This is a genomic window from Streptomyces sp. NBC_01750, from assembly GCF_035918095.1.
Classification (GTDB): Bacteria; Actinomycetota; Actinomycetes; order Streptomycetales; family Streptomycetaceae; genus Streptomyces.
In genome coordinates, this window is the sequence record NZ_CP109137.1 from 544,619 (window position 1) to 567,386 (window position 22,768).

Below are 22,768 nucleotides of genomic sequence, written 5' to 3' on the forward strand. Positions count from 1 at the left end.
TCGGAACGGCGACCATCGACGCCCAACCGAACGGCAAGCGGGATCACTACATCCTTCACGCCTCCGTGACCTGCGAAAAAAGGATGTGACACAGCTTCTCAGGAACCTGGTCCAACTTCCCGGCGTTGGCTGACCATTGCCGGATCGGAGGGTCAGAAAGCGATCACGGTCCGACCGCGGAGGCCGCCTGCCTCCATGCGCAGGTAGCCGTCCAGGGCTGCTTCGGGTGCGTGGACACCGGCCACCCGCAGTCGGATGCGTCCCGCGGCGGCGTGGTCGGCGAGCTGCCGGAGCCAGTCCGTGTTCTGAAGGGCGTTCCCGACACTCACGCGGCTCACCTGGATCCCGCGCTCGGGTCCGGGGCCGTTCCAGCCGCGGACGACGGCGACGACGCCGCGGTCGCGGATCGCGGGCACCACCGCCTCGGTGAGCGCTGCAGTGTCCAGGAGTCCGTCGGCCCCGCCGGGGGCGGCCTGGCGCACGGCCTGGTTGAACCCGTCTCCGCGGGGGACGACGACATCAGTTCCGAAGGAGGCGACGAGGTCGGCGTCCTGCGGGGCCGCGTCAGCGATCACCCGCAGCCCGGCCTGCTTGGCGAGCGGGATCGCATAGGAGGCCAGCAGGCCTGCGCCGCCGGTGATGGCGAGCGTCGCGCGGGGCGGGAGGCCGAGTGCGTGCAGTCCTTCGAGGGCGGTGAGCCCGTTCATCGGCAGCGTCGAGGCTGCGACGGAGTCGAGAGCTTCGGGGATCGGGACGACCGAGGCTGCCGGGACGACAACGAGTTCGGCCTGGGCCCCGCCCTCGGGGCGGCGGGGGAACACTGCGGCCATGGCCCGCTGCCCGGCTGCGATGTGGTCGACGCCGGGGCCGACGGCCTCGGCGACGCCGGCCGCGTCCATGCCTGCGGTGAACGGCGGCTGGACGGAGCCGCCGCCGAGGGTCCGCCACATCACGATGTCCGCCGGGTTCACCGCGGCGGCGCGGACCCGGAGGAGGACTTCGCCGGGCCCGGGCTGGCGAACCGGGCGTTCACCGACGGTGATGGCGTCGGGTCCGTCCGCCTTGTGGATCATCACTGCGCGCATGGTGCGCCTCTCCTTCTCTGTGGACTGTTCGGTGTCGAAGCCGCCTTGGCAGGCGGTCGTTGCTCATTCGGCCTGCTCGTCGCCGGTGAGGAGGTTGACGAGGCTGTGCGGGGCGTTGGTGCCGAAGCAGATCTTGTGGTTGCGTGCGGCCTCGGTGGCAGCGGCTGCGCTGCGAGGGAACAGGGCGTTCTCGTAGGCCGTGAGCGTGGCCTCGATGTCCTCGGGGTGGGCGGCGATGGCATTCCCGAGTTCGGCGCCGTCGTACATGGCGAGGTTGGCGCCCTCTCCGGCGAAGGGCGACATCAAGTGGGCGGCGACGCCCAGCAGCGTCACCCCGGGCACGCGGTTCCACCGGTGGCCGATGGGCAGGGCGTTGATGGTGCGCGGGTTGGGCGGGGTCTCGCCGTCCGTGATCAGGGCGGTGAGTTCCGGGGCCCAGCCTGCGAACTCCTCGGCGACCCGGGCAGCGGCCGCGCGCGCGTCGGTGAAGTCGATGCCGGTGATCCACGCCTGTGGCTTGCCGAGTGCCACGTAGGTGTGCAGGACGCCGCCGGGCTCGCGGTGGGCGAGGATTCCCTTGCCGGGTGCGAGCGCGAACAGGGCTCCACCGCCGACTGCCCGCGCGCCGGCAGGGTGGCGGGTGTCGGCTTCGAATAGGTACGTCTCGATGAAGGATGTGCCGACGTACTCGGGCTTCGCGTCGGAAAGCAGCGGACGGATCCGCGACCACGCGCCGCCCGCTCCGACCAACAGGCCGGTCGTCACGCTCGATCCGTCCGAGAACGCCACCTCGTGGCGGCCGTCGCTGAGGGGGCGGACTGCGGCGGCTTGTGCCCCCAGGCGATCGTGCCAACCGGCAGCGAGTCGAGCAGGATCCGGCGCAGGTCGCCGCGGTGGACCTCGGGGCGGCCGCCTGTACCGTCGTCGGGCTCGTCGAGCAGGACGGTCCCGTCCTTGTCGAGGACCCGTGACGCCTCGCCGCCCTTGTGGATGAGTCCGAGGAACTCCTCGAACAGGCCGGCCGCCTTGAGGGCCGGCTGCCCGTTGTAGTCGTGGATGTCGAGTATGCCGCCCTGTGTGCGGGCGGCGGTGTCGTCTCGGCCTCGTAGATCGTTGCCGGGATGCCGTGGGCGTGGAGGACCCGGGCGAGCGTGAGGCCTCCGAGACCTGCGCCGATGATCGTAACTGGGGTGGTGATGGTGGTTCCTCCGATGGGACAGCGCCCAGGCGACGGCCCGGACCTTCTGGAATGTCATTCCAGAAGAGAATGGAACTGTCAAGCTGGAACGGTGTTCCAGGTGTGTGAGGATGGGCCCATGGAAACCAGGACCCGGCGCTCGGAGCGGCGCGAGGAACCTCTCTCCCGGGAGCTCATCGTCCAGGCAGCGGTCGAACTCCTCGACGCGTCGGGCGAGAGAGGACTCACGTTCCGGGCCCTGGCCGAACGCCTCGCCACCGGGCCCGGAGCCATCTACTGGCACATCACCGGCAAGGACGAAGTGCTCGGTGCCGCGACGGATGCCGTCGTCGCCGACGCCATGTCCCTCAGCAGCGCCGACGCAACACCGCAGGAAGCGGTTCGTGCCCTCGCGCTCGGCGTGTTCGACGCGATCGACGCCCACCCGTGGGTCGGGACGCAGCTTGCCCGTGCCCCGTGGCAGTCGGCGATGCTGCGGGTCTTCGAAAGGATCGGGCGGCTGGTCCGCGCGCTCGGGGTCCCTCCCAGCGCCGAGTTCACGTCGGCTTCCGCGTTGTTCAACTACATCCTCGGCGTGGGCGGACAGAACGCCGCGAACGCCCGCGCACATGAGCCGGGCGCCACGCGGGCCGAGTTCCTCGACAACGTGTCGGTCGCCTGGGCCGAGCTCGACCCTGACGAATACGCCTTCATCCGGAGCGCCGCCGACCGACTCCGCGAGCACGACGACCGCACCGAATTCCTCGCCGGCCTCGATCTCATCCTCTCCGGAATCACGGCGACGCTCCTCTAGTTGCAATACCGGTGACTTTGGGGTTTTCGGGTCGTTGGGTGTGGTGTGCCAAGGCCCGGACAGGTGAAGTCGTCGTCGGATGACCGATTTTCGGATCGGATCGCGATTGGGGTGCTGACCCGCGCGTTTCCGCCGGAGTTGGTGGATGAGGTGGTCGCGGGATGTGGCCGGGTCGAGCAGCGCCAACGGCTGCTGCCCGCCCGGGTGGTGGTCTATTTCGTGCTGGCGATGTGTCTGTTCTCCGGGCAGGGCTATGAGGAGGTCGCCCGACTCCTGACGCACGGACTGGAGCGGATGGGCCGGTGGAAGGGGACCTGGCAGGTGCCGACCACCGCGGCGATCGGCCGGGCCCGTCTGCGACTGGGCCCGGAGCCGCTAAAGGCACTGTTTGCCCGGGTGTGCCGGCCGGTGGCGACCGAGGACACGAGCGGGGCCTGGTATCGGGGGTGGCGGCTGGTCGCGGTGGACGGCACCACCTTCGACGTGCCGGACACCGAGGCCAATGCCGCCTTCTTCGGCCGCCCGGGAGTCAGCCGCGGACAGGAGAAGAGCGCCTATCCGCAGGTGAGGGTGGCCGCGCTGGCCGAGTGCGGCACCCACGCTGTCTTCGCGGCGGAGGCGGGACCGCTGGCTGTCCATGAAACCGAGCTGGCCCAGCGCCTGTTCAGCTCACTGACGCCGGGCATGCTACTGCTGGCCGACCGGGGCTTTCGCGGCTTCGACCTGTGGCGGGCCGCCGCCGCAACCGGCGCCGACCTGCTGTGGCGGGTCAGGAACGACGCCGTACTCCCCGTCCGGGCCCTGCTGGAGGACGGCTCCTACCTCTCGGAGATTGTTGCGGCCCGGGACAAGAACCGTCGCGCGGACCCGGCCCGGGTCCGGGTAATCGAGTACACGCTCGGCCGCGACGGCAGCGACACGGTGTACCGGCTGATCACCACCATCCTCGACCCGAAAGCCGGCCCTGCCGCCTCGCTGGCCGCGCTGTACGCCCAGCGATGGGAGATCGAGAGCACGCTGGATGAGATCAAGACTCATCTCGGAGGCCCCCGCCTCGTCCTACGCTCCCAGCACCCCCGCGGCGCCGAGCAGGAGATCTTCGCCTTCCTGCTGGTGCACCACGCACTGCGAGACCTAATGCACCAGGCCGCACAGCAATCCGAGCAGGACCCGGACCGGATTTCCTTCACCCGCACCCTGCGCGTCGTCCGCCGCCACGTCACCGACCAGGCGGCATTTTCCCCCTCCCGGCTGGCCCGGGCACTGGTCACGGCCCTGCATGAGATCCGCGAACGGCTCTTGGCACCCCGGCGGTTGCGCTCCAGCCCCCGCGTCATCAAACGCAAGATGTCCAACTGGAAGCTCAAACGCGCCGAGCACCACAATCCGCCCCGGCCGGACACTCCCCGCGTGACCCTGGTCGGGCCGACCAAGGCCAGACCGACCCGCCGGAAGACAACCTAAATCACCGGTATTGCCTCTAGTTGGCCGCGCCGGCCAGGCATGGACGTCCTCATCGTCCGGCCGTCTGAGCGCAGCGCCCCTCTCCACCGACGGGCCGGGTTTCAGCCGTCGGCTGAGCTGCTGGAAGCACGATGAACTGAGACGACCGCTCTGATCCGATGCCCGGGAACGGGAGATCGTGAGACACCCGCCTGACACCGTCTCACCGGACCTCGCGTCGCTGCCGGTGAGGGAATTGTCGCGAAGCAAGATCCATTGAGAGGGGACACATGTGTCTCCAGAGCGCGATATGCGCGCCCTGGAGGCAGGTTCACACGTCGCGGCGTCGCACGACGACCACTGCGAGTGCGACTGCGATCAGCGGCCAGAGTGTGTACACGATCCAGGAGCCGGGGACGGTGGCGGTGTAGGCGAGGGAGCCGGGATCCGGGGACCAGTTCTGGACCAGGCGCTTCCAGGCGGTGACCGGCATCGCGTGGTTGACGGTGGCGGACCAGCGCTCGCTCTGTGAGAAGAGCGTGGGCAGCATCAGGAGCGTGAAGACGCTCGTGACCATGTCGGCCGCATCCACGTCACGCAGGGGCCGCATCCACAGGCGCTCAGGCGGGCTTTGCACGTGCTGGGCGCAAGCGCGGCTGGCCCCCGGCGGGCCCCGGGAGGGGAAACGCTCAGGCCACGGAGTCCTTGGGTGTTCCGGACACGAAAGCGAGGATTGCAGGCACTGCCTCGCTCAGACTCTCGAAGTGGCGGTGCACGCCATCCACCGCGACAGGAGCATTGACTCCCCACACCGTCATGCCGGCACGCAGCCCGGACGTCACCCCCGAAGGCGCGTCCTCAACAACCAGACATTCCTCCGGCGCGGCACCGAGGCACTTCGCGGCCAGCAGATAAGGGACCGGCGAGGGCTTGCCCTCCTCGACGGCAGCGGCATCCACGAGGACGTCCGGAACGGGCAGACCTGTGCGGACGAATCGCCCGCGCACCCGGTGTTCGTAGTTCGAAGTCACCAGCCCCCAGCGCCCCGACGGCAGGGCGGAGAGCAGCTCCGACGCGCCTTCGAACGCCGTATAGACGCCGGAGCGGACGTCCTCATCCTCCAGTTCATGCAGCGCAGCCAGACACTCTCGCGGATCCCGATCCGGGGCAACGGCCGCGAACGTCTCCATGGGCCGCGTTCGTAGCGCCAGTCGATACACCTCATCCGGGTCCAGTCCGTGTCGCGCCGCCCACGTTGTCCAGACCCGGCGCTGGTTGTCCACGGCGTCGATCAGCGTACCGTCGACATCAAACAGGACGTACTTCCCCGGAAGGGGCTGTGCTGGATAGCTGTTCACGCCGCGATCATGCCATCAGCCCACGGAGCGAGCAGCTGCGGGACAGCCCTTTGGCCGGGCGATGACCAATTGACCAGGGACCGCGGTGTGCTGCTGCTCGATCGGAGCGACGCAGCTTCGACTGCCGACCCATGCTCCTAGCCGGTCCAGGTGCCGAGACTCATCTCGGCGGTGATGCCGGGCCCGAAACCGGCCAGCAGCCCTCTTTGCCCCTCGAGAGCTGATGCCTCGTCGAACATCCGGCCCAGGGCATCGAGCACCACAGCACTGGCGATGTTGCCGTACTCGGTGAGCGTGGCGCGACTGAAGCGGAACGCCTCGGGGTGTACGTCGAGGAAGCGGCTCAGGTCGTCCAGGATCCGCGGACCGCCCGCGTGGATGATGTAGAAGTCCAGCTTGGAGGCGTTCCACTGATTCTGTTCGGCAACGGCACGCAGCGCCGGGGCGAGCGGCTCCATCGTCCCGGGCACGCGCTTGTCGAGCTGGAAGTGGAACCCCGTCGGCCGGACCGCGTAGGAGATCCAGTCCTCGGTGTGAGGGATGAGGTACGAGCCGTTGATTTCCAGTCGGACGCCGGTGCCACCGTTGCCTCGGACCGCCACAGCGGCAATCCCGTCGCCGAACAGGCCGTTGGACAGCAGCGATCCCACGCTCAGGTCGCTGGGCTGGTAGCACAACGAGCAGAACTCGCATGCGACGACGAGAACGTTGGCGTCGGGATACGCCGTGCAGAAGTCGTGGGCACGGTTGACGGCCGCACCGCCCCCGGCGCATCCGAGTTGTGCGATGGGCAGCTGCCGTGTCTCGGAGCGGAAACCCATCGTGTTGATCAGCCATGCGGTCAACGACGGCATCATGAAGCCTGTGCAGGAGACGTAGACGATCAGGTCGATCTCCTGTGGCTCGAGTTGCGCGTGATCCAGCGCCTTGCGCACAACAGCCGGCACGCGGGCCTTGGATTCGGCTTCGTAGACGGCGCTGCGTGCATCGAACCCCGGGTGCCGCAGCACCTCTTCTACCGGCTGGATCAGATGTCGCTTCCGCACCCCGGTGTGCGCGATCAGACTGAGGATCAGGGGGAGTTGTGGATGGGTGCTATGCAATCGCGTTGCCAGTTCGAGGGTTTCCTCGTTGGTGATCACGTGGTCGGGCACCGTCACTGCCGGTTTGCACAGAACCGTCATGGATCTCCTCCCAGCGTCTGATGGTCATACGGCGCAGCCTTGGCCGGATTTGGGTCATCGCCAGGTGACATGCGCCGCGGCTTTGTGCGCGCGGCGGGCTGAAGAGTGCCCAGTGGGTCCGGCGGAGTTGAGGCCGACATTCCTGAGACGGTGCGGAGAGGTCGACCGTCGAGAGCAGAGCTCTCGCCATACGCCTGGATCGCGTCCACGACGTGCTTGGCTGCCGAACCACAACGCTACGCCAGGCGGGTGTCCCCTGCATGCCGACCGCGGCACGGTTCGCATGCGACGCGAGAGTCACCCGTTCGGAGCATTGCGGCTGGTCGTGGGCAAGCGGGTCGGTTGAAGTGGACGGTGGACTCGTTCGGCCTGCGCAGCCGTCCTGTGCGCTCCATGCCGCTGATGGACGGCGAAGGCGCCGATAACGAGGCCGTCTGATCGCCGGGGACCGGCGGCACGTCGGGATCTGACTCGGCATGCGGACCAACCGTGGTACGCCCACGCTGCCTGCCCCTGCCCGTTGCGCTGTCCGGCCTGGAAGGACCACCACATGATGCGCCCAGCACCCCCGGAGAGTTCCAAGCAGCTGACCATCGGCGGCGACCTGACGATCAACCGCCTCGGCTTCGGCGCGATGCACCTCACCGGCCCCGGTATGTGGGGGCCACCCGAGGAGCCCGACAACGCCATCGCTGTGCTCCGTCGTGCCGTGGACCTGGGTGTCACCTTCATCGACACCGCCGATGCCTATGGGCCCGGCGACAACGAACGCATCATCCGTGAAGCCCTGCATCCCTACCCCGAAGAACTGGTGATCTCCACGAAGGGCGGCATGCTGCGCTCCGGGCCGGATGACTGGCCCGACGAGGGCGAGTTGTACATCGTCCCTCTGGGCCGTCCGGAATACCTTCGCCAGCAGGTCGAGATGAGTTTGCGCAACCTCGGCGTGGAGCGCATCGACCTGTACCAGCTGCACAGCATCGATCCGGCCGTCCCGCTGGCCGACCAGCTCGGAGAACTGGTCAGGCTCCAGGAGCAGGGAAAGATCCGCCACATCGGTATTTCCGGACAGCCCGGAGTCACTGTGGAGCAACTGGAGCAGGCACGCGAGACCGCGGCCCTCGTCGCAGTGGAGAACCGCTACAACATCGCCGATCGCGTCGGTGAAGACGCCCTGCGCTACGCGGAGGAGCACGGTATCGCCTTCATCTCCTGGTTTCCCATGGGGCACGGAGAGCTCGTCGGGCCTGACGGACTGCTCACCCCGATCGCCGCGCGGTACGGCGTGACGGCCTCGCAGCTCGCCCTGGCCTGGCTGCTGCACCGCTCACCGGCCACCCTGCTGATCCCGGGCACCACTTCTCTCACCCACCTGGAAGACAACATGCGCGCGGCCGACATCCGGCTGAGCGACAGCGACTGGAAGACCATCACCTACGAGGTCGACCGCTGCCGGTCCGCCGACACCACCCCCGTGCCGGTGCGGTGAGCGTCAACCACGCGACGACGGAGGACTCATGGACACCTCACACGTGCACCCCAATGCCACCGTTCTGCGCTCCGTATACGCAGACCTTTCGCGCATAGCCGACTACGTCGACGACGACGTGGTGCTGCACACCGCGCAGCGCGGGATCGTCGGCCGGCCGTCGAAGGTACAGGGCAAGGAAGCTGTCCTGGCGCATGAACGCGACCTCATCCGCCTGACAGGCCACACCCTGGTCATGGACGTGGAGCACATCACGGCCAACGACGAATTCGGAGCGGTGCTCGGGATACTGCGAGCACATCGCGACCGCCGGGACATCGCGATGCCCTTCTGCGGGCTGTGGCGCTTCAGGGACGGCCGGATCGTCGAGCACTGGGAGCACGCTTATGACCCGCGGCTCCTCGACCGGTCCCTGACCGGTGCCGAACCCGTGGCGCCCTGAACGCCGGTCGGATCCCGCCAGGCCCGTGCGGGCGCGCGGCGGGGCCGATGCGCGTCCGGCGTGTCGTTTCGTCTACATCGATGTAGACCGCCTATGTTGCGTAGACGAAGGGCGTGGAGAGAGGCCGGCGCGCAGGCGCGGTCGTAGCTAGCTGGGCGCCTGATGCCGTTCACCGCCGTCACACAACATGTCGCTCGCCGCCCCGCGCGATGAAGCGCCGACGGTCAACCAGGAGGGCGCTTTGGGACAGTCGGAATTCCTCACCGGGGTGGATGGCACCGCTGAGGGCCGGTACGTGATGAAGAAGCTTCCTGAGGTAACTCTGGCCTTCTGGATCATGAAGATCGCCGCGACCACTCTACCCGAGCACCGCCCGTAGCGCCCCACGGCCGCGCCGCGGTTCGCCCACGCCGGCGCGCGCGACCGGATCTCCCGTCCGCAACGCTCCTCACATCGCAGGCTGACGTCCTGCCGCCTTCCAATAGGTTCTAATGGACTGGCGCACGCGGAGTAGACAGATCCCGATCATCACGGGTCGACACTCCGCTTTGAATCCGCGCCGCCCTCAACTCTGGATGGTTGTGCATGACTGCTGCCTCTCCCCACCACGATCCTGCCCGGCCCATACAGAACACGGCAGGCTCGTCAGCTGCGCCGCAGCACCACGATCTGTTCCTCCAGCCGCGCTACACCGTCGAACTGCCGCCGTTGGACGAGGAGGAGGACGCCTTCCTTCCGCCTTCCCCTCTTCCCTCACACCGGCGGCCCGGAGCAACCCGAGGTCGTTGACCGCGGCCCGTCCAGCCAGGTCGTGACCAGCGGCCTGCTCGGCGGTCCGGGCGGGCCTGCGCCGACCAGGGAAAAGAGGCGCCCCGGGTGTCGCGGAAAGCGCATCGATCGTTGCCCACCGGCCTTCTCACCCGACCGCGGGCTCGTCACCCCGGTCGGAACCGAAGTTCACGGCGACTTCCTCCTCATATCCGACCGGCCGGGGCCCCGCGGCGTCTCTCAGGGGCCCGGCGGTGCTGCCGGGAGTGCGGTGATCCGCTGCCGCCGCCCGTCGGCTGACGAACGCCCGCCGCAGCGTCCGCGACCACGAACGCCTCCCACAGCACGCCGAAGCACACCTGATCCGGGGGCTCATCACCGTGCGATGGCCAGGCGACTGACTGGCCAAGGCCGCAAACCGACCGCTGGCCACGATGGGCGCGGCCGACCTGCCCGCTTCCTGGGCACGTTCGCCACGGTGTGATGACGCCGCGCGGCACGACGGCCGTGCAGGGCTCCTCGCAGGCGAACGCGTTCGCCTCGATCTCCGCCGGCATCAGCGCCCTGTGGGGCCCGCTGGACTGTGGCGCCAACCGCTCAAGCCGGAGGAGCACGCCCTCTCCGACGACTACTTCGTCTCGCGCAACCTCTCTCTGTCCGAACGTGACCTTCGGTGTCGTCACCAACGCCCACCGCATCAACTCCGGTGTCCAGCTCATCACTTCGGGTTCCTCCGACTTCTTCCTCTTTGGGGAGGACGAGACGGAGGACGCGGGAAGCGTGACAGCGCGCACCCCCTCGCCGGAGTGAACCCGGCGCGGGCTCGGCCACGCGTTTGACTTCGAGCGCGTTCCCACTCGTAGCTTGGCAGCATGGCAACTCCTCAGCACAGGATCGGGTCAGGCTTCGGAGCCCGGAGCACCACGGAGGAGGTTCTGCACGGGATCGACCTGCCCGGAAAGTTCGCGATCGTCACCGGCGGCTACTCGGGCATCGGACTGGAGACGACGCGGGCGCTCGCCGGCGCCGGCGCCCATGTCGTGGTGCCCGCCCGGCGCCGCGCGGCCGCCCAGGAGGCGGTCGCCGGCATCGACAGCGTGGAGGTCGACGAACTGGATCTCTCCGACCTCGAAAGCGTCCGCGGTTTCGCCGAACGCTTCATCGCCTCCGGACGCAGCATCGACTTGTTGATCAACAACGCCGGGGTCATGGCCTGCCCCGAGACACGAGTCGGACCGGGCTGGGAGGCGCAGTTCGCGACCAACCACCTCGGCCACTACGCGCTCGTCAACCGGCTCTGGCCGACGATCGCGCGCGGCGGGGCGCGAGTCGTCACGGTGTCCTCCAACGGCCACCAGTTCTCGGGCATCCACTGGGACGACGTGCAGTTCGAGCACGGCTACGACAAGTGGCAGGCATACGGGCAGGCGAAGACCGCCAACGCCCTGTTCTCCGTACAGCTCGATGCGCTCGGCCGGAACGCCGGTGTACGAGCGTTTTCGGTGCACCCGGGCGCCATTGCCACCCAGTTGGGGCGCCACGTGCCCAGGGAGGAGATGCTCGCTGCCGGCTGGATCGACGAGGACGGCAACCCGGTAGCTGCCGGGTTCAAAACCCCGGGCCAGTGTGCGGCGACGCAGGTGTGGGCGGCGACCTCCCCGCAGCTGGCGGGCATGGGCGGCGTCTACTGCGAGGACTGCGACATCGCGGAGCCCGCGGGCGAGGGTGAGCTCACCGGGGGCGTACGCGCCTACGCGACGGACCCCGGGCAGGCGGCGCGGCTGTGGAAGCTCTCGGCCGAGCTCACAGGTGTCGACGCGTTCGCGGCCGTCTGAGCGGGTCCCTCCGCATCGAGTACATGGGCCGGTGGTCGCCGGTCCGAGCGAACAGTCGACCTACACGACCGCTGAAGGTTCCGACCGCTCTCGTCGGACTTGATGCTTCCAGGCCCGGGCCCGACAAGCGCTTCGCCCGTGCTGCTATGCCATCAGGGCGAGCAATACGCTCGGGCCTGCGCAAATACAGCGAAGCTGCCGGGGTTGTCGAAAATCACGAACCAGGTGTCGTTGCTGGTGTTGGTGGTGCTCCGAATGGATTCCCCCGGGACGACTCCGGGGGCGTTGGTGATCCAACCGCCGGAGACCGCCGTCTGGCCGGCTGGGCAGACAGCCCGGGTCGCGACAGAGCTGTGCGCCGGCACCGAGACGACCGGACCTTGTGCTTCAGTGATGGGGATGGCCCTCGTGGTACCCGTTGCGCCAGTCACATCCGCCTCGCCTCTATCGCGTGCCGCCGCCGCAGCCGGGCTGACGATCCCGGCCGCCAGGACGAGCGCGAGCGATGCGATCGCGCCGCCGGTCATCCACGTGCCTCGACGGGGCGGCTGCCCGCGGCGGAATGCTGTCGCGTGCTCAGGACTCATTTGATTGCTCCTCGGTGCATGAACTGGGACGTGTGCGAGCCTGAGGGCGAGCTTGACCTGCTCACGGCCGGTCGTTCGCTGCACCGGGCCGGAGCAGGCTGCTTAATCATCAGATCGGACTAGCGGGCTCGTGCATGGTTGGCGGTGGTGCGTCGACCCCGTGATCGTTGATAACGGTCTGTGTGGTGGGGAACCGAGCACGTGTGCACGTCCTGGAGACGCCCGCCCCCGTGGTCGCGGACGCCCTCGGCTCCACCAAGTCACCATCGCCAATGACGCGGCCCAAGCCGGAAACACCTGGGAGCCGGGCAAGATGAGCCTGCAGGACGACATGCGAGCCAGGCAGAAGGCCACTGAGGTCGAAGGAGCCCTCGACGAGCTGGGCCGGCGGGGCACGGCCTGCCTCCAGGACTTCCGAGGCCGGCGCCGAGACCCTCCCAAGGTGGGCACGTGCTCCTGGCCAACAGGTTGAACCTGTCTCCTCAGAGCACGGCCATCCACAGGAGGCGCTACGTGTCTTGTCCTGGCGGCGGTCCGGAGACGGCCGGGTCCAGGTAGGCGGGCCCGGGCAGGCCCTTGCGGCGCATGGCAATACCGGTCAGCGCCTCGAAGATGGCCCGGCGGGCGTTCATCGTGGTGGTGTAACCGGGATCCAGATCCGGGACGACCTCGACGACCTCCATGCCCACCACGGGCGTCTCGTGGCAGATCCGGCGGATGGCCGGTAGCAGCTCCCGGTTGGTCAGACCCGGCGGCTCCGGGGCGCCGGTGCCCGGGGCGAAGGCCGGGTCCAACACGTCGATGTCCAGCGACACGTACAGGTACTCCGGCCCGTCCAGCGCCTCGGCGATGGCCTGCTCCAGGACGGCATCGAATCCGCGGCGGTCGATCTCGGCCATGAAGTGCGTGCGCATCCCGTGCTCGCGCATCCAGCCGAACAGCTCGTCATCGGGTGCCATCGCGCTGCGCAGGCCGATCTGGAGGAAGTTGCGCCCCGGTACATGCTCGTCCTCGATCAACCGACGAATCGGTGTGGCGTGCGTGACCAGGTGACCGAACAAGTCGTTGTGGCAATCCGGGTGTGCATCAAAGTGGACCACTCCGACCTTGCCCGGCCCGTACACATCGGCCAGGGCCGCGGCGTCCGGCCAGAGGATCGAGTGGTCCCCGCCGAGCACGATCGGGATCGCGCCGGTCTCGGCGATCTCCCGGACCAGTGCGCGGATCGGTTCCATGGAGTTGTCGATGCTGAATGGGTCGACCGCGGCGTCACCGTAGTCGACCACCGTGAGCTCGTCGAACGGCCGGATGCGGGTGCTGGGGTTGACCAGCGCCTTCGGTGTGTTGGGCAGGATCCGTTCGTCGCCCCGGAGTGCGCGCGGCCCGTAGGCTGTCCCCCGGTGCCCCAGGCCCATGTCGACCGGGGCCCCGAGGACCGCCACGTCGACGTGGCCGGCGCGCAGGTCGTCCTGGTTGAGGCACAGCGGCACCCCGAAGAACGTGGCGATGCCTGCGTAGGTGGGGACGAAGGCGTACCGCTGCAGGTTGATCGGCCCGGGTTCGCGCTGGGGGTCGTGCGAGCGGTCGAGTTCCATCTTCCAGACATCCCGGGGTATGCCTGCCACGGCTGGCTCCCTACTGCTGGTTACGGACGGAGCTTCCGGTCCTGCTCGGACATACATCCAGGATGCGCGCCGACGAAGCCCCATGCCCGTTTTGTGCCCGATCGAGCCGCGCATTGCGCGCACTGGTAGTCCCTCGCGAGCACGGTCCATTCGATGACATGGACCGGGACGTCGTCGAACGGCCGCGTTGCTTCATGCCTCCGGTCGAAGGCCGGTGGTCGACCCGCCCTGGCTCCCGCGGAGTCCGCGATCGGTTCAACCGATGGCGGTCATCCGACGGAGTCCAGGAAGCCCAGCATCTGGATGTTGATCTGCTCTGCGTGGTCAATCTGCGGTCCGTGGCCGGTGTTTGAGACGATCTCGGCCCGGGCGCCCGATATCAGGCGCGGGACGCGCTCCACTTGCCGCTGCGGGTGCACAAGGAGGCTTCGCCTGCCGAGCAGCAGGTAGAGGGGAGTGCGGATGGTGAGCAGTTCGTCCTCGGTGAGAGGAAGCGGAGCCGGGCGGCGTATGCGGTAGGCGCGGACGCCGGCCCTGATCATCGTGCGCAACTCGGGCACGATGAGTACCGGCTGCTCCAGCCAGGCTGCCAGGCGCGGGCGTAGCGCCTTGGGTGCGAAGGTCGCGAAGAGGCTGGCGAAGATCCATACGAAGAAGCGGAGACCCACCTTCTCGAGTCCGCCAGGATCGAGCAGAGTGACCGAGGCAAGGCGGCCGGGCCTGCGGTGCGCCTGGTTCAGAACGAGCCATCCGCCGTAGGAGGAGCCGACGAGGTGGACGCGGTCAAGGCCGAGGCCGGCAAGCGTCTCGTCCAGCCACTGTGCGGCTTGTTCGGGTTGGTGGATGGGTTCGCGCTGCACGCTGCGGCCCGGATCGCCCGGGGTGTCGATCGCGTAGACCGGCCGTTCGGCACAGAGCGCGGCGGTGTTCGGGTACCACATGGCGGAGCAACTGCCCGCCCCGTGCAGCAGGACGACCGGGGTGCGGGATTGGGCAGCGGGGTCCGTCGGGCCGTACCTGTAGACGTGCGTGGTCCCGAAGCGGGTCTCCACGTCCATCTCCGCACGCGCGGCCGGTCCCAGGGCGTAGACCGCATCGCAGGCCGCGAAGTAGCGGTCACGCAAGGCGTCGTTCACGTAGCGGCCGACATCACGCTGAGTGCGGGCGCGGGTCGCGGTCTCGGGCACGGTGGGCCACCTCCGGGAGAATCCGTTCTTCGTGATACGACCGTACCATGATGGCGGTACGGCCGTATCATGAAGATCGCCTGACAAGGCTTCAGAGCAGAGGAAGCGACGAGCGGAGACCCGGCACATGCCCAAGCGCGTGGACCACGATGTACGGCGCACTGAGATCGCCGAAGCACTCGTCCGGGTCGCCGGGCGGCGCGGATTGCACGCCGTGGGGATGCGCGATGTGGCGGCGGAGGCGGGGGTGTCGCTGCGACTGGTGCAGTACTACTTCCAGACCAAGGAGAAGTTGCTGCTCTATGGCCTGCAACACCTGGCCGGCGAATTCGGCGAGCGGGTCGCCGACCGGGTACGGGCCGCCGGGGACGACCCGGGGCCGCGCGCGATGATCGAGGCGCTGATGATGGCGTCGCTGCCGACCGACGAAGAGAGCCGCACCTTCCATCTCGTCTACACCTCGTACGCCGTACTGGCCGTCACGGACAAGGCGCTTGCCGCCCAGCCCTTCATGGACAAACCCAATGCCGCCGAGGACACCGTGGCCGCGCTGCTGCAGAAGGCGAAGGACGCCGGGCTCATCGGACCCGATGTGGATGCGCGTGCGGAGGCGATCAGCCTGCTCGCCATGTCGGCGGGACTTGGCACCAGCATCCTGGTCGGCCAGCGCGGCCCGGAGTCCGCCGACGCGGTGCTGGGCTACCACCTGGACCGGCTTTTCCAGGGCGGGCGTGACGACTAGGTGTATGGATCACGAGCGTTGTTGACACGCGCGGGTCTTGAGCATGGCGAAGACCTCCGGCGTGGTGGAGGTGTCTGGGCTCCACCACGCACGAGGTCTTCGCGTCCCACCGTAATGCCCGGCCCCGGATCGTCATCGGCGCCTGGCTCGGCCCGGCGCGGGCCGCGAAGCCCAGTCAGACTCCTTCGGTGGCGGTCCTCATGATCGGCGGGCGGCGATCACCTTGTCCTGGCCGACGTCAGGAGCTCGTGAGGATGACGAGTTGCTGGGTCGCTCGGGTCATCGCGACATAGCGGTCGACCGCTCCTTCGATACCCCTGCCGAACGCCTCTGGGTCGATGAGGACGGCCAGGTCGAACTCCAGCCCCTTCGACAGCTCCGGGTTCAGCGACCGGACGCGGGACGTCGCCCGGAACGTGGGATCGCCGATGACGCAGGTGATCCTTTCGGCATGCGCATCGAGCCACGTGTCGAGGATCGAGTCCAGATCCGAAACAGATCCGTGTACGACGGGGACGTCGCTGCTGCGGATGGAGGTCGGCACATTGGCGTCCGGGAGCACTGCCCGGATGACCGGCTCGGCTTCCGCCATGACCTCTTCCGGCGTCCGGTAGTTGATGCTCAGGGAGGCCAGGTTGATCCGGTCGAGCCCGATCCGCTCGAGCCGCTCCTGCCACGACTCCGTGAACCCGTGCCTGGCCTGGGCGCGGTCCCCGACAATGGTGAAGCTCCGGGACGGGCACCGGAGCAGCAGCATCTGCCACTCCGCGTCGGTCAGTTCCTGAGCCTCGTCCACGACGATGTGCGCGAACGGACCGGCGAGCAGGTCCGGTTCGGTGCCGGGCAGTGCGCTCTCGTCGACCAGGGTGTCCTGCAGGTCCTGTCCGTGCAGCATCCCCACCGCGCCTTCGCTCTCGTCGATCAGGGTGTTCTGCAGCAGGCTGTCGATGACGTCGGCCCTGCGCGCACGTTCGTCGGCGACGGCGGCCTCGTGCCGACGCTTGCGCAGTGACGCCTCCGGGTCGCCGAGCCGCTGCCGAGCCGCGTCCAGGAGCGGCAGGTCGGATACTGTCCAGGCCTGGGCGTCCTCGCGCTGCAGCTGCCGTACGTCATCGGGGCTGAGCGAGGGAGCGCACTTCCGCAGGTAGGCGGGTACCGACCACAGGTCTCCGGCGAGGTCGGCCGCTTCGAGCAGCGGCCACGCGGGGCGGCCTTGAGGCTCTGGACAGCCGGCCGGGGGCAGTATGCGGCCACCACTCCCCCAACTGGCCCACGAGCCCATACGCATGGCCGGGGGGCCTGCCAGTGCCCCCGCGACGGCGCCCGAGCCCGCAAGGCGCCGCCCCCGCCAGAGCCGCCGCATTCACAGCATCCCCGTGCGCAGCGAGTTGGCGACGTTCCCGTCTTATGCGGCCGGCGAGTCCGTCGACTGCGGTTCGACCTCCACCTGTGCGGGGCGCAGAAGGTGGTCGCCGACCCGGTATCCCTTGCGCAAGACCGCGGCGCAAATGGCGTGTTCGACCTGGCCTCTGCCGGTGTAGCGGACGGCCTCATGTACGACCGGGTCGAAGAGGTCGCCCGCCGCACCGAAGGACTGCAAGCCCAGGCCTGCCAGTTCGGTCTCCAGCGCCAGGGCGACGCGCTCGAAACCGCCGGTAACCTCGCCCTGTTCAGTGGCCTCGGCCAGGGCGTCGAGCACGGGCAGGAGCCGGCCGAGCACATTGGCCACGGCGATCTCGCGGACCGCCAGGCGGTCGCGGCGTACTCGCTTGCGGTAGTTGTCGTATTCGGCCTTCAGTCGTTGCAAGTCCGCCGTACGTTCCCGCAGTTCCGCGCCGAGCCCGGCCTCGTCGGGCGGAGGCTGTTCGACCGTGCGATCCTGTCCGGCGCCGTCGCGCTCGGTCAGCTCCTCGCCGTGGCGGGTGCGTGTATGAGTACGAGTCCGGGTGGGGAGTGTGGCCGGGGTGTGGCACGGCCGGCCCCGGACGATCCCCAGCGGTTGGTCCGGGGAGCCACGAACATCTTCGGGGCGGTTCATCCTGCGCTCCCCTCCCGCTTGTCGTCGTCGACGATCTCGGCGTCGACGACCTCGTCCTCGGCCTTCGCCTGCTCGCCGGACTGCTCGCCGGCCGGGGCGTCGGCGGCAGGTGTGCCTTCGGCCTGTGCCCTGGCGTACATCGCCTGGCCGAGCTTCTGGCTGACCGCGGCGACCTTCTCGGTGGCCGTACGGATCTCGGCCGTGTCCTCGCCCTTGAGCTTCTCCTTCAGCTCGGTGAGCGCGGTCTCGACCTCGGTCTTCACATCACCGGGAACCTTGTCCTCGTTGTCCTTGAGGAACTTCTCGGTCTGGTAGACGAGTTGCTCGCCCTGGTTACGGCTCTCGGCGGCCTCGCGGCGACGGCGGTCGTCCTCGGCATGCCGCTCCGCTTCGCGGACCATCCGGTCGATGTCGTCCTTCGGCAGCGAGGAGCCGCCGGTGACGGTCATCTTCTGCTCCTTGCCCGTGCCCAGGTCCTTCGCGGTCACGTGCATGATGCCGTTGGCGTCGATGTCGAAGGCGACCTCGATCTGCGGGACCCCGCGCGGGGCCGGCGGCAGACCGGTCAGCTCGAACATCCCGAGCTTCTTGTTGTACGCCGCGATCTCGCGCTCGCCCTGGTAGACCTGGATCTGCACGGACGGCTGGTTGTCCTCGGCCGTCGTGAAGATCTCGGACCGCTTGGTCGGGATCGTGGTGTTGCGCTCGATGAGCTTGGTCATGATGCCGCCCTTGGTCTCGATACCGAGGGACAGCGGGGTCACGTCGAGGAGCAGGACATCCTTGACCTCACCCTTGAGGACACCGGCCTGGAGCGCGGCGCCGATGGCGACGACCTCGTCCGGGTTCACACCCTTGTGCGGATCCTTCCCGGTGAGCTCCTTGACGAGCTCGGTCACCGCGGGCATCCGGGTCGAGCCGCCGACGAGAATCACGTGGTCGATGTCGCCGACCTTGATCCCCGCATCCTTGATCGCGTTGTGGAACGGGGTCTTGCAGCGCTCGAGCAGGTCCGCGGTGAGCTGCTGGAACTGAGCCCGGGTGAGCTTCTCGTCCAGGTGCAGCGGGCCCTCGGCCGACGCGCTCAGATACGGCAGGTTGATGTCCGTCTCGGTCGCCGCCGACAGCTCGATCTTCGCCTTCTCCGCGGCCTCACGCAGCCGCTGTGTGGCCATCTTGTCCTTGGACAGGTCGATGCCGTACGCGTTGTTGAACTGCTTGGCCAGATAGTCCACGATCCGCTGGTCCCAGTCGTCCCCGCCCAGGTGGGTATCGCCGTTGGTGGCCTTCACCTCGACGACGCCGTCGCCGATCTCCAGCAGCGAAACGTCGAAGGTGCCGCCACCGAGGTCGAAGACCAGGATGGTCTGGTCGTTCTCCTTGTCCAGACCGTAGGCCAGCGCGGCCGCGGTCGGCTCGTTGACGATGCGCAGAACCTTCAGACCCGCGATCTCCCCGGCCTCCTTGGTGGCAGTGCGCTGGGAGTCGTTGAAGTACGCCGGGACAGTGATGACGGCGTCCGTCACGTCCTCGCCCAAGTACGCCTCGGCATCGCGCTTGAGTTTCTGGAGCACTCGCGCAGAGACCTCCTGCGCCGTGTATCGCTTGCCGTCGATGTCGCCGCTGTCGGGGAAGCGCCAGTCCGCCTCACCCATGTGGCGCTTGACCGATCGTGCGGTGCGCTCGATGTTGGTGACCGCCTGCCGTTTGGCAATCTCCCCCACCAGCACATCACCGCTCTTCGCGAATCCGACCACCGACGGAGTGGTCCGGGCGCCCTCGGTGTTGGTGATGACAGTGGGCTCTCCACCTTCCAGCACGCAGACCACCGAGTTCGTCGTTCCCAGGTCGATGCCTACTGCACGCGCCATGGTCTTCTCCTCACCCAGCCGTCCACTTCCACAGAAGACCCCAGCCCATCGGCAGGTGCGACCACGGCGCGCTCAGGGCGTTCGCCGGCGGATCCACTCGGGTGGGGCCCGCCCGCAGCGGCGCGCTGCGGCGCCCGAACTGCGAGTACGTCCCCGACCGCTCCGGTTTCCCGTCGGGATGCGGGTCACGGGCGAGCCTGCGGGGGGCCGAGGTGATGCGGGCAGCTGAAGCGTTCGGCTCCACGCCGGACACCGCGTACGGGTCGCGCGGACCGCCGATTTCCTCCGGTGGCGTCACTGCACTCACCTCACAGGTGCTCTCAACAGGTGCTCTCACCTGCCGATAGTGCGCAAGCTCTTCTGAATCCTGCTTAAGACGTCACTGTGCGTCTGTCAAGATGTACCGGTTCAGGGCATATGATCCGCCCCTCATCCCTCCGGCCATCCGCTGGGAATCCGACCGCCACCGTGCCGCCCGCGCTCACTCCGACTGCAGTCGGGCCGGGTGCGGCCTCCCGCCCCGTGCCCGTTGCCGGCTGACCGCCCCGCCGGGCCCCCGTTGCGAGCCCGAGGCTCCGGCCCCGCTGTCGCTCAGAGTGACCGCTGCGGCCTCGGTGGGCGACCGGGCCGGTCGGCTCGTCACGACGACAGGACGCGCGGACAGGCCGTCCCGCCACGTGACGCAGGGCAGAGCGCTCTGGTCGGCCCGTTCCGGCCAGCCGTACAGAGTCGTCCAGATGTCTGCACAATGGATGACAAAGACGCAATAGCCTCGTCCGGCGCCCCGTGGGCCGACGGGGCGATGCCTGCCGCGGGTGGAAGGCGACAGCCTGTGCCGTCAGATCGGTCGGGGGGCGAGAAGGCTTCTGGTCCACTCTGGTCCGAGCCGGGGACGCTGCTGGAGCATGTGGCCGTTGCCGTCCTCGGCATCGACGAGGACGGCCGGATCTGCTACTGGGGGCCCGGCGCGCAGGACCTTTTCGGACACGACGCCGCAGCCGTGCTGGGCAAACCCGCCGGCGTCCTCTTCCCGGATCCTCCCCGAGGCGCCCCTGCCGCGTCCGTCGGGCTGGCGGAGCGAGGCCGCACGCTGGGGTACTGGCGCGGCCGGCTGCCGACACGGCATCTGGACGGCGAGGTCTTCGACTGCGGATTCCGGGTCTTCCCCGTGGCCGGCGCCGGGGACCGTTCGGTGGTCATGGCCCTGGCAAGCCGCAGCGACGAACTCGATCGCGTCAAAACCAACCTGGCCTTCCTTGACGCCCTCTTCGAGACCTGCCCCATCGGCCTGGTCCTGCTCGACGAGGAGCTGCGATACGTCCACCTCAACCAGGCGCTCGCGGACATGGACGGACTTCCCATCCAGGAACACATCGGGCGGCGGATGGAAGACATCATGATCACGTCCGACGGCGGCGAATACCAGCGGATACTGCGCGCAGTCGCAGCGGATGGACAACCCGTCGTGAGCACGCTGGTGGGTGTGCGCACGCCAGGTCACCCGGATCGTGATCAGGTGCGGTCGGTGAGTTTCTTCCCTCTCAGCCGAGCGGTCGGCTCCCGCCCGGGGGTGGGCGGCCTGCTGGTGGACGTGACCGACCGGGAGCAGGCCATCATGGAAGCCACCGCCGGTCGGCAGCGACTGGCTCTGCTGGACCGGGCCGCAGCCCGGATCGGCACCACCCTGGACGTAGACGTCACGGCCCGGGAGCTCGTCGCGGCCGCGGTTCCCGACTTCTCGGACGCCTCCGTCGTAGAAGTCGTCGAGTGGATGGACGAGCCCGAGGTATTCGACCCGGAACGGCCGCTGCTCACCCGGCGGATCGCCTCCGGCACCATCCTGCCCCCACCCGCCACCGAACTCGTGAGCGGGCTGGAAAACGTGACATACCCACCGGGTTCCGCCATCCATCGGATGCTGCTGACGGGCCGCCCCGTCTCCGTCCTGGTGAACGACGAGTTCATGACCCGCACCGTCATCCACCAGGCCCGCGCCCAGCTCCTGAGAGACAGCGGCCTGGCCTGCATCCTCATCGCCCCGCTCATCGCCCGGGGCACGGTCCAGGGCATCACCATGTTCGGACGCTCGGCGGCCAGGCCCGCCTTCACCGAAGAGGACCTCAGCCTGGCCGGTGAGCTCGCTTCCCGCGCCGCGCTCTGCCTGGACAACGCACGTCTCTACAGCCGCGTGCACGACATCGCGCTCACCCTCCAGCGCGCGCTGCTCCCCAGCGCCCTGGCAACCAGCCCTTATGTGGAAGTCGCCCACCGCTACCTGCCTGGTAGCCACATCACCGAGGTCGGCGGCGACTGGTACGACGTCATCAACATCTCCGGCGGACGCGTCGCCCTGGTCGTGGGTGACGTGATGGGGCACGGGGTGCCGGCCGCCGCGGCCATGGGACGGCTGCGCATCACCGCCAAGGCGCTCGCCAGGCACGACCAGGAACCGAACCACCTGCTCGCCGAGCTCGACGCCTGTGCCCAGGAGGCGGGAATCGAGCTGGCGACCTGCCTCTACATCCTGTACGACCCCTCGACCGGACGCGCCCGCATTGCCAGCGCCGGCCACCCCCCGCCCCTTGTACGCCACCCGGACGGCACGGTCGAGACCATCAGCGATGTTCTGGGAGTACCCCTCGGGGTGGGCGGTCAGCCCTTCACGACGATCGAGATCGACCTCCCTGAGAACGCCATTCTCGCTCTCTATACCGACGGCCTGATCGAAGCACCCGGCCGGGACATCGAGGACGGCCTGGCCGCAGTGCGTGCCGAACTGCACCGGGAGCCTGTCCAGTTGGAGGAAACAGCGGACCGCATGCTCTCGAGTCTGCTGCCTGACCTGCCCCACGACGACACGGTGCTCGTCCTCGCCCGCGTCCGCCGCACTCCGCGCGACGAGCCTTAGCCCTGCCCGCCGGATATGTGACCAGACCTCCCCTTGTGTGAACAGCAGCGATCCAGCTGAGCGGTTGACCTCGCGGCGCCTCACCGCGCAGCACGGAGACCGGCTCAACCAGCTTATGGATCAGTGCGGTTGGCCGACAGTGAACCGGTCGGTGACGACGCCGCACAGGGCGCATGGCTGATTGCCCAGCACGCCGATCATTTCTTGACTTACCG

General features: G+C 68.5%; 18 protein-coding genes and 4 pseudogenes. 10 read left to right on the forward strand and 12 right to left on the reverse strand.

Annotated elements, in window-relative coordinates:
- Positions 1 to 152: 152 nt before the first annotated feature.
- Complete coding sequence (locus tag OG966_RS02495) at positions 153 to 1,085, reverse strand: quinone oxidoreductase family protein (protein WP_326647650.1); 933 nt, start codon at positions 1,083 to 1,085, stop codon at positions 153 to 155.
- 63 nt (positions 1,086 to 1,148) lie between these two features.
- Positions 1,149 to 2,283: pseudogene (locus tag OG966_RS02500) on the reverse strand (FAD-dependent oxidoreductase).
- A gap of 118 nt (positions 2,284 to 2,401) precedes the next feature.
- On the opposite strand from OG966_RS02500, the gene OG966_RS02505 reads away from it, so the two are divergent.
- Positions 2,402 to 3,076, forward strand: coding sequence for a TetR/AcrR family transcriptional regulator (locus OG966_RS02505; RefSeq protein ID WP_326647651.1), 675 nt, complete (start codon positions 2,402 to 2,404; stop codon positions 3,074 to 3,076).
- Between the two features lie 45 nt (positions 3,077 to 3,121).
- Positions 3,122 to 4,321: pseudogene (locus OG966_RS02510) on the forward strand (IS4 family transposase); the annotation flags it as partial.
- Between the two features lie 529 nt (positions 4,322 to 4,850).
- Here the strand turns inward: OG966_RS02510 and OG966_RS02515 are convergent.
- The 3 genes from OG966_RS02515 to OG966_RS02525 all read right to left on the reverse strand — a co-directional run bounded on the left by OG966_RS02515 (position 4,851) and on the right by OG966_RS02525 (position 7,061).
- Positions 4,851 to 5,129: a hypothetical protein gene (locus OG966_RS02515; protein WP_326647652.1), complete on the reverse strand. Its 279-nt coding sequence runs from the start codon at positions 5,127 to 5,129 to the stop codon at positions 4,851 to 4,853.
- 79 nt (positions 5,130 to 5,208) lie between these two features.
- On the reverse strand, positions 5,209 to 5,877 hold the full coding sequence (locus OG966_RS02520) for an HAD family hydrolase (RefSeq protein WP_326647653.1): 669 nt from the start codon (positions 5,875 to 5,877) through the stop codon (positions 5,209 to 5,211).
- A 137-nt stretch (positions 5,878 to 6,014) separates the two neighbouring features.
- Positions 6,015 to 7,061, reverse strand: coding sequence for a type III polyketide synthase (locus tag OG966_RS02525; protein ID WP_326647654.1), 1,047 nt, complete (start codon positions 7,059 to 7,061; stop codon positions 6,015 to 6,017).
- 550 nt (positions 7,062 to 7,611) lie between these two features.
- On the opposite strand from OG966_RS02525, the gene OG966_RS02530 reads away from it, so the two are divergent.
- From OG966_RS02530 to OG966_RS02555, 6 genes and pseudogenes are all read left to right on the forward strand, one after another.
- Positions 7,612 to 8,550 carry an aldo/keto reductase gene (locus OG966_RS02530; RefSeq protein WP_326647655.1) on the forward strand — a complete coding sequence of 313 codons (939 nt, stop codon included), beginning with the start codon at positions 7,612 to 7,614 and terminating at the stop codon, positions 8,548 to 8,550.
- A 28-nt stretch (positions 8,551 to 8,578) separates the two neighbouring features.
- A complete protein-coding gene (locus tag OG966_RS02535; protein WP_326647656.1) occupies positions 8,579 to 8,992 on the forward strand; it encodes a nuclear transport factor 2 family protein in 414 nt (137 codons plus the stop codon).
- 187 nt (positions 8,993 to 9,179) lie between these two features.
- Entirely contained in the window at positions 9,180 to 9,371 is a 192-nt protein-coding gene (locus OG966_RS02540) for a hypothetical protein (protein WP_326647657.1), read from the forward strand.
- Between the two features lie 896 nt (positions 9,372 to 10,267).
- Positions 10,268 to 10,360, forward strand: a pseudogene (locus tag OG966_RS02545) (citrate/2-methylcitrate synthase); the annotation flags it as partial.
- A 63-nt stretch (positions 10,361 to 10,423) separates the two neighbouring features.
- Positions 10,424 to 10,570, forward strand: coding sequence for a hypothetical protein (locus tag OG966_RS02550; RefSeq protein ID WP_326655559.1), 147 nt, complete (start codon positions 10,424 to 10,426; stop codon positions 10,568 to 10,570).
- Between the two features lie 62 nt (positions 10,571 to 10,632).
- Positions 10,633 to 11,595 (forward strand): SDR family NAD(P)-dependent oxidoreductase, encoded by a 963-nt coding sequence (locus OG966_RS02555; protein WP_326647658.1) that lies wholly within the window; start codon positions 10,633 to 10,635, stop codon positions 11,593 to 11,595.
- A 152-nt stretch (positions 11,596 to 11,747) separates the two neighbouring features.
- Here the strand turns inward: OG966_RS02555 and OG966_RS02560 are convergent, their stop codons facing one another.
- The 3 genes from OG966_RS02560 to OG966_RS02570 form a co-directional block, all read right to left on the reverse strand.
- Complete coding sequence (locus OG966_RS02560) at positions 11,748 to 12,122, reverse strand: hypothetical protein (protein ID WP_326647660.1); 375 nt, start codon at positions 12,120 to 12,122, stop codon at positions 11,748 to 11,750.
- A 569-nt stretch (positions 12,123 to 12,691) separates the two neighbouring features.
- Positions 12,692 to 13,807, reverse strand: a complete 1,116-nt coding sequence (locus OG966_RS02565) for an agmatinase family protein (RefSeq protein WP_326647661.1) — start codon at positions 13,805 to 13,807, stop codon at positions 12,692 to 12,694.
- 269 nt (positions 13,808 to 14,076) lie between these two features.
- The gene (locus tag OG966_RS02570) at positions 14,077 to 14,994 is read right to left on the reverse strand and encodes an alpha/beta fold hydrolase (RefSeq protein WP_326647662.1); all 918 of its coding nucleotides are present in this window, start codon (positions 14,992 to 14,994) and stop codon (positions 14,077 to 14,079) included.
- Positions 14,995 to 15,121: 127 nt separating this feature from the next.
- On the opposite strand from OG966_RS02570, the gene OG966_RS02575 reads away from it, so the two are divergent.
- Positions 15,122 to 15,736: a TetR/AcrR family transcriptional regulator gene (locus OG966_RS02575; protein ID WP_326647663.1), complete on the forward strand. Its 615-nt coding sequence runs from the start codon at positions 15,122 to 15,124 to the stop codon at positions 15,734 to 15,736.
- A gap of 238 nt (positions 15,737 to 15,974) precedes the next feature.
- Here OG966_RS02575 and OG966_RS02580 read toward each other — a convergent pair.
- The 4 genes and pseudogenes from OG966_RS02580 to OG966_RS02595 all read right to left on the reverse strand — a co-directional run.
- Positions 15,975 to 16,940, reverse strand: a pseudogene (locus tag OG966_RS02580) (AAA family ATPase); the annotation flags it as partial.
- 201 nt (positions 16,941 to 17,141) lie between these two features.
- Complete coding sequence (gene grpE, locus OG966_RS02585; RefSeq protein WP_326647664.1) at positions 17,142 to 17,774, reverse strand: nucleotide exchange factor GrpE; 633 nt, start codon at positions 17,772 to 17,774, stop codon at positions 17,142 to 17,144.
- Positions 17,771 to 19,645 (reverse strand): molecular chaperone DnaK, encoded by a 1,875-nt coding sequence (gene dnaK / locus OG966_RS02590; protein WP_326647665.1) that lies wholly within the window; start codon positions 19,643 to 19,645, stop codon positions 17,771 to 17,773. Before dnaK ends, grpE begins: the two co-directional genes overlap by 4 nt.
- 10 nt (positions 19,646 to 19,655) lie before the next feature.
- A complete protein-coding gene (locus OG966_RS02595; protein WP_326647667.1) occupies positions 19,656 to 19,943 on the reverse strand; it encodes a J domain-containing protein in 288 nt (95 codons plus the stop codon).
- 534 nt (positions 19,944 to 20,477) lie between these two features.
- Between OG966_RS02595 and OG966_RS02600 the strand changes: the two genes are divergently transcribed.
- A complete protein-coding gene (locus tag OG966_RS02600; protein ID WP_326647668.1) occupies positions 20,478 to 22,553 on the forward strand; it encodes a SpoIIE family protein phosphatase in 2,076 nt (691 codons plus the stop codon).
- Positions 22,554 to 22,768: the final 215 nt, after the last annotated feature.

What these genes read in the sequence shown, in the direction of transcription:
- OG966_RS02505 (WP_326647651.1), top strand. Translation starts at nt 2,402, where the DNA reads ATGGAAACCAGGACCCGGCGCTCGGAGCGGCGCGAGGAACCTCTCTCC.
- OG966_RS02530 (WP_326647655.1), top strand. Translation starts at nt 7,612, where the DNA reads ATGATGCGCCCAGCACCCCCGGAGAGTTCCAAGCAGCTGACCATCGGC.
- OG966_RS02555 (WP_326647658.1), top strand. Translation starts at nt 10,633, where the DNA reads ATGGCAACTCCTCAGCACAGGATCGGGTCAGGCTTCGGAGCCCGGAGC.
- OG966_RS02525 (WP_326647654.1), bottom strand. Translation starts at nt 7,061, where the DNA reads ATGACGGTTCTGTGCAAACCGGCAGTGACGGTGCCCGACCACGTGATC.
- OG966_RS02515 (WP_326647652.1), bottom strand. Translation starts at nt 5,129, where the DNA reads ATGCGGCCCCTGCGTGACGTGGATGCGGCCGACATGGTCACGAGCGTC.
- OG966_RS02575 (WP_326647663.1), top strand. Translation starts at nt 15,122, where the DNA reads ATGCCCAAGCGCGTGGACCACGATGTACGGCGCACTGAGATCGCCGAA.
- OG966_RS02560 (WP_326647660.1), bottom strand. Translation starts at nt 12,122, where the DNA reads ATGACCGGCGGCGCGATCGCATCGCTCGCGCTCGTCCTGGCGGCCGGG.
- OG966_RS02535 (WP_326647656.1), top strand. Translation starts at nt 8,579, where the DNA reads ATGGACACCTCACACGTGCACCCCAATGCCACCGTTCTGCGCTCCGTA.
- OG966_RS02540 (WP_326647657.1), top strand. Translation starts at nt 9,180, where the DNA reads ATGTCGCTCGCCGCCCCGCGCGATGAAGCGCCGACGGTCAACCAGGAG.
- dnaK (WP_326647665.1), bottom strand. Translation starts at nt 19,645, where the DNA reads ATGGCGCGTGCAGTAGGCATCGACCTGGGAACGACGAACTCGGTGGTC.
- OG966_RS02495 (WP_326647650.1), bottom strand. Translation starts at nt 1,085, where the DNA reads ATGCGCGCAGTGATGATCCACAAGGCGGACGGACCCGACGCCATCACC.
- grpE (WP_326647664.1), bottom strand. Translation starts at nt 17,774, where the DNA reads ATGAACCGCCCCGAAGATGTTCGTGGCTCCCCGGACCAACCGCTGGGG.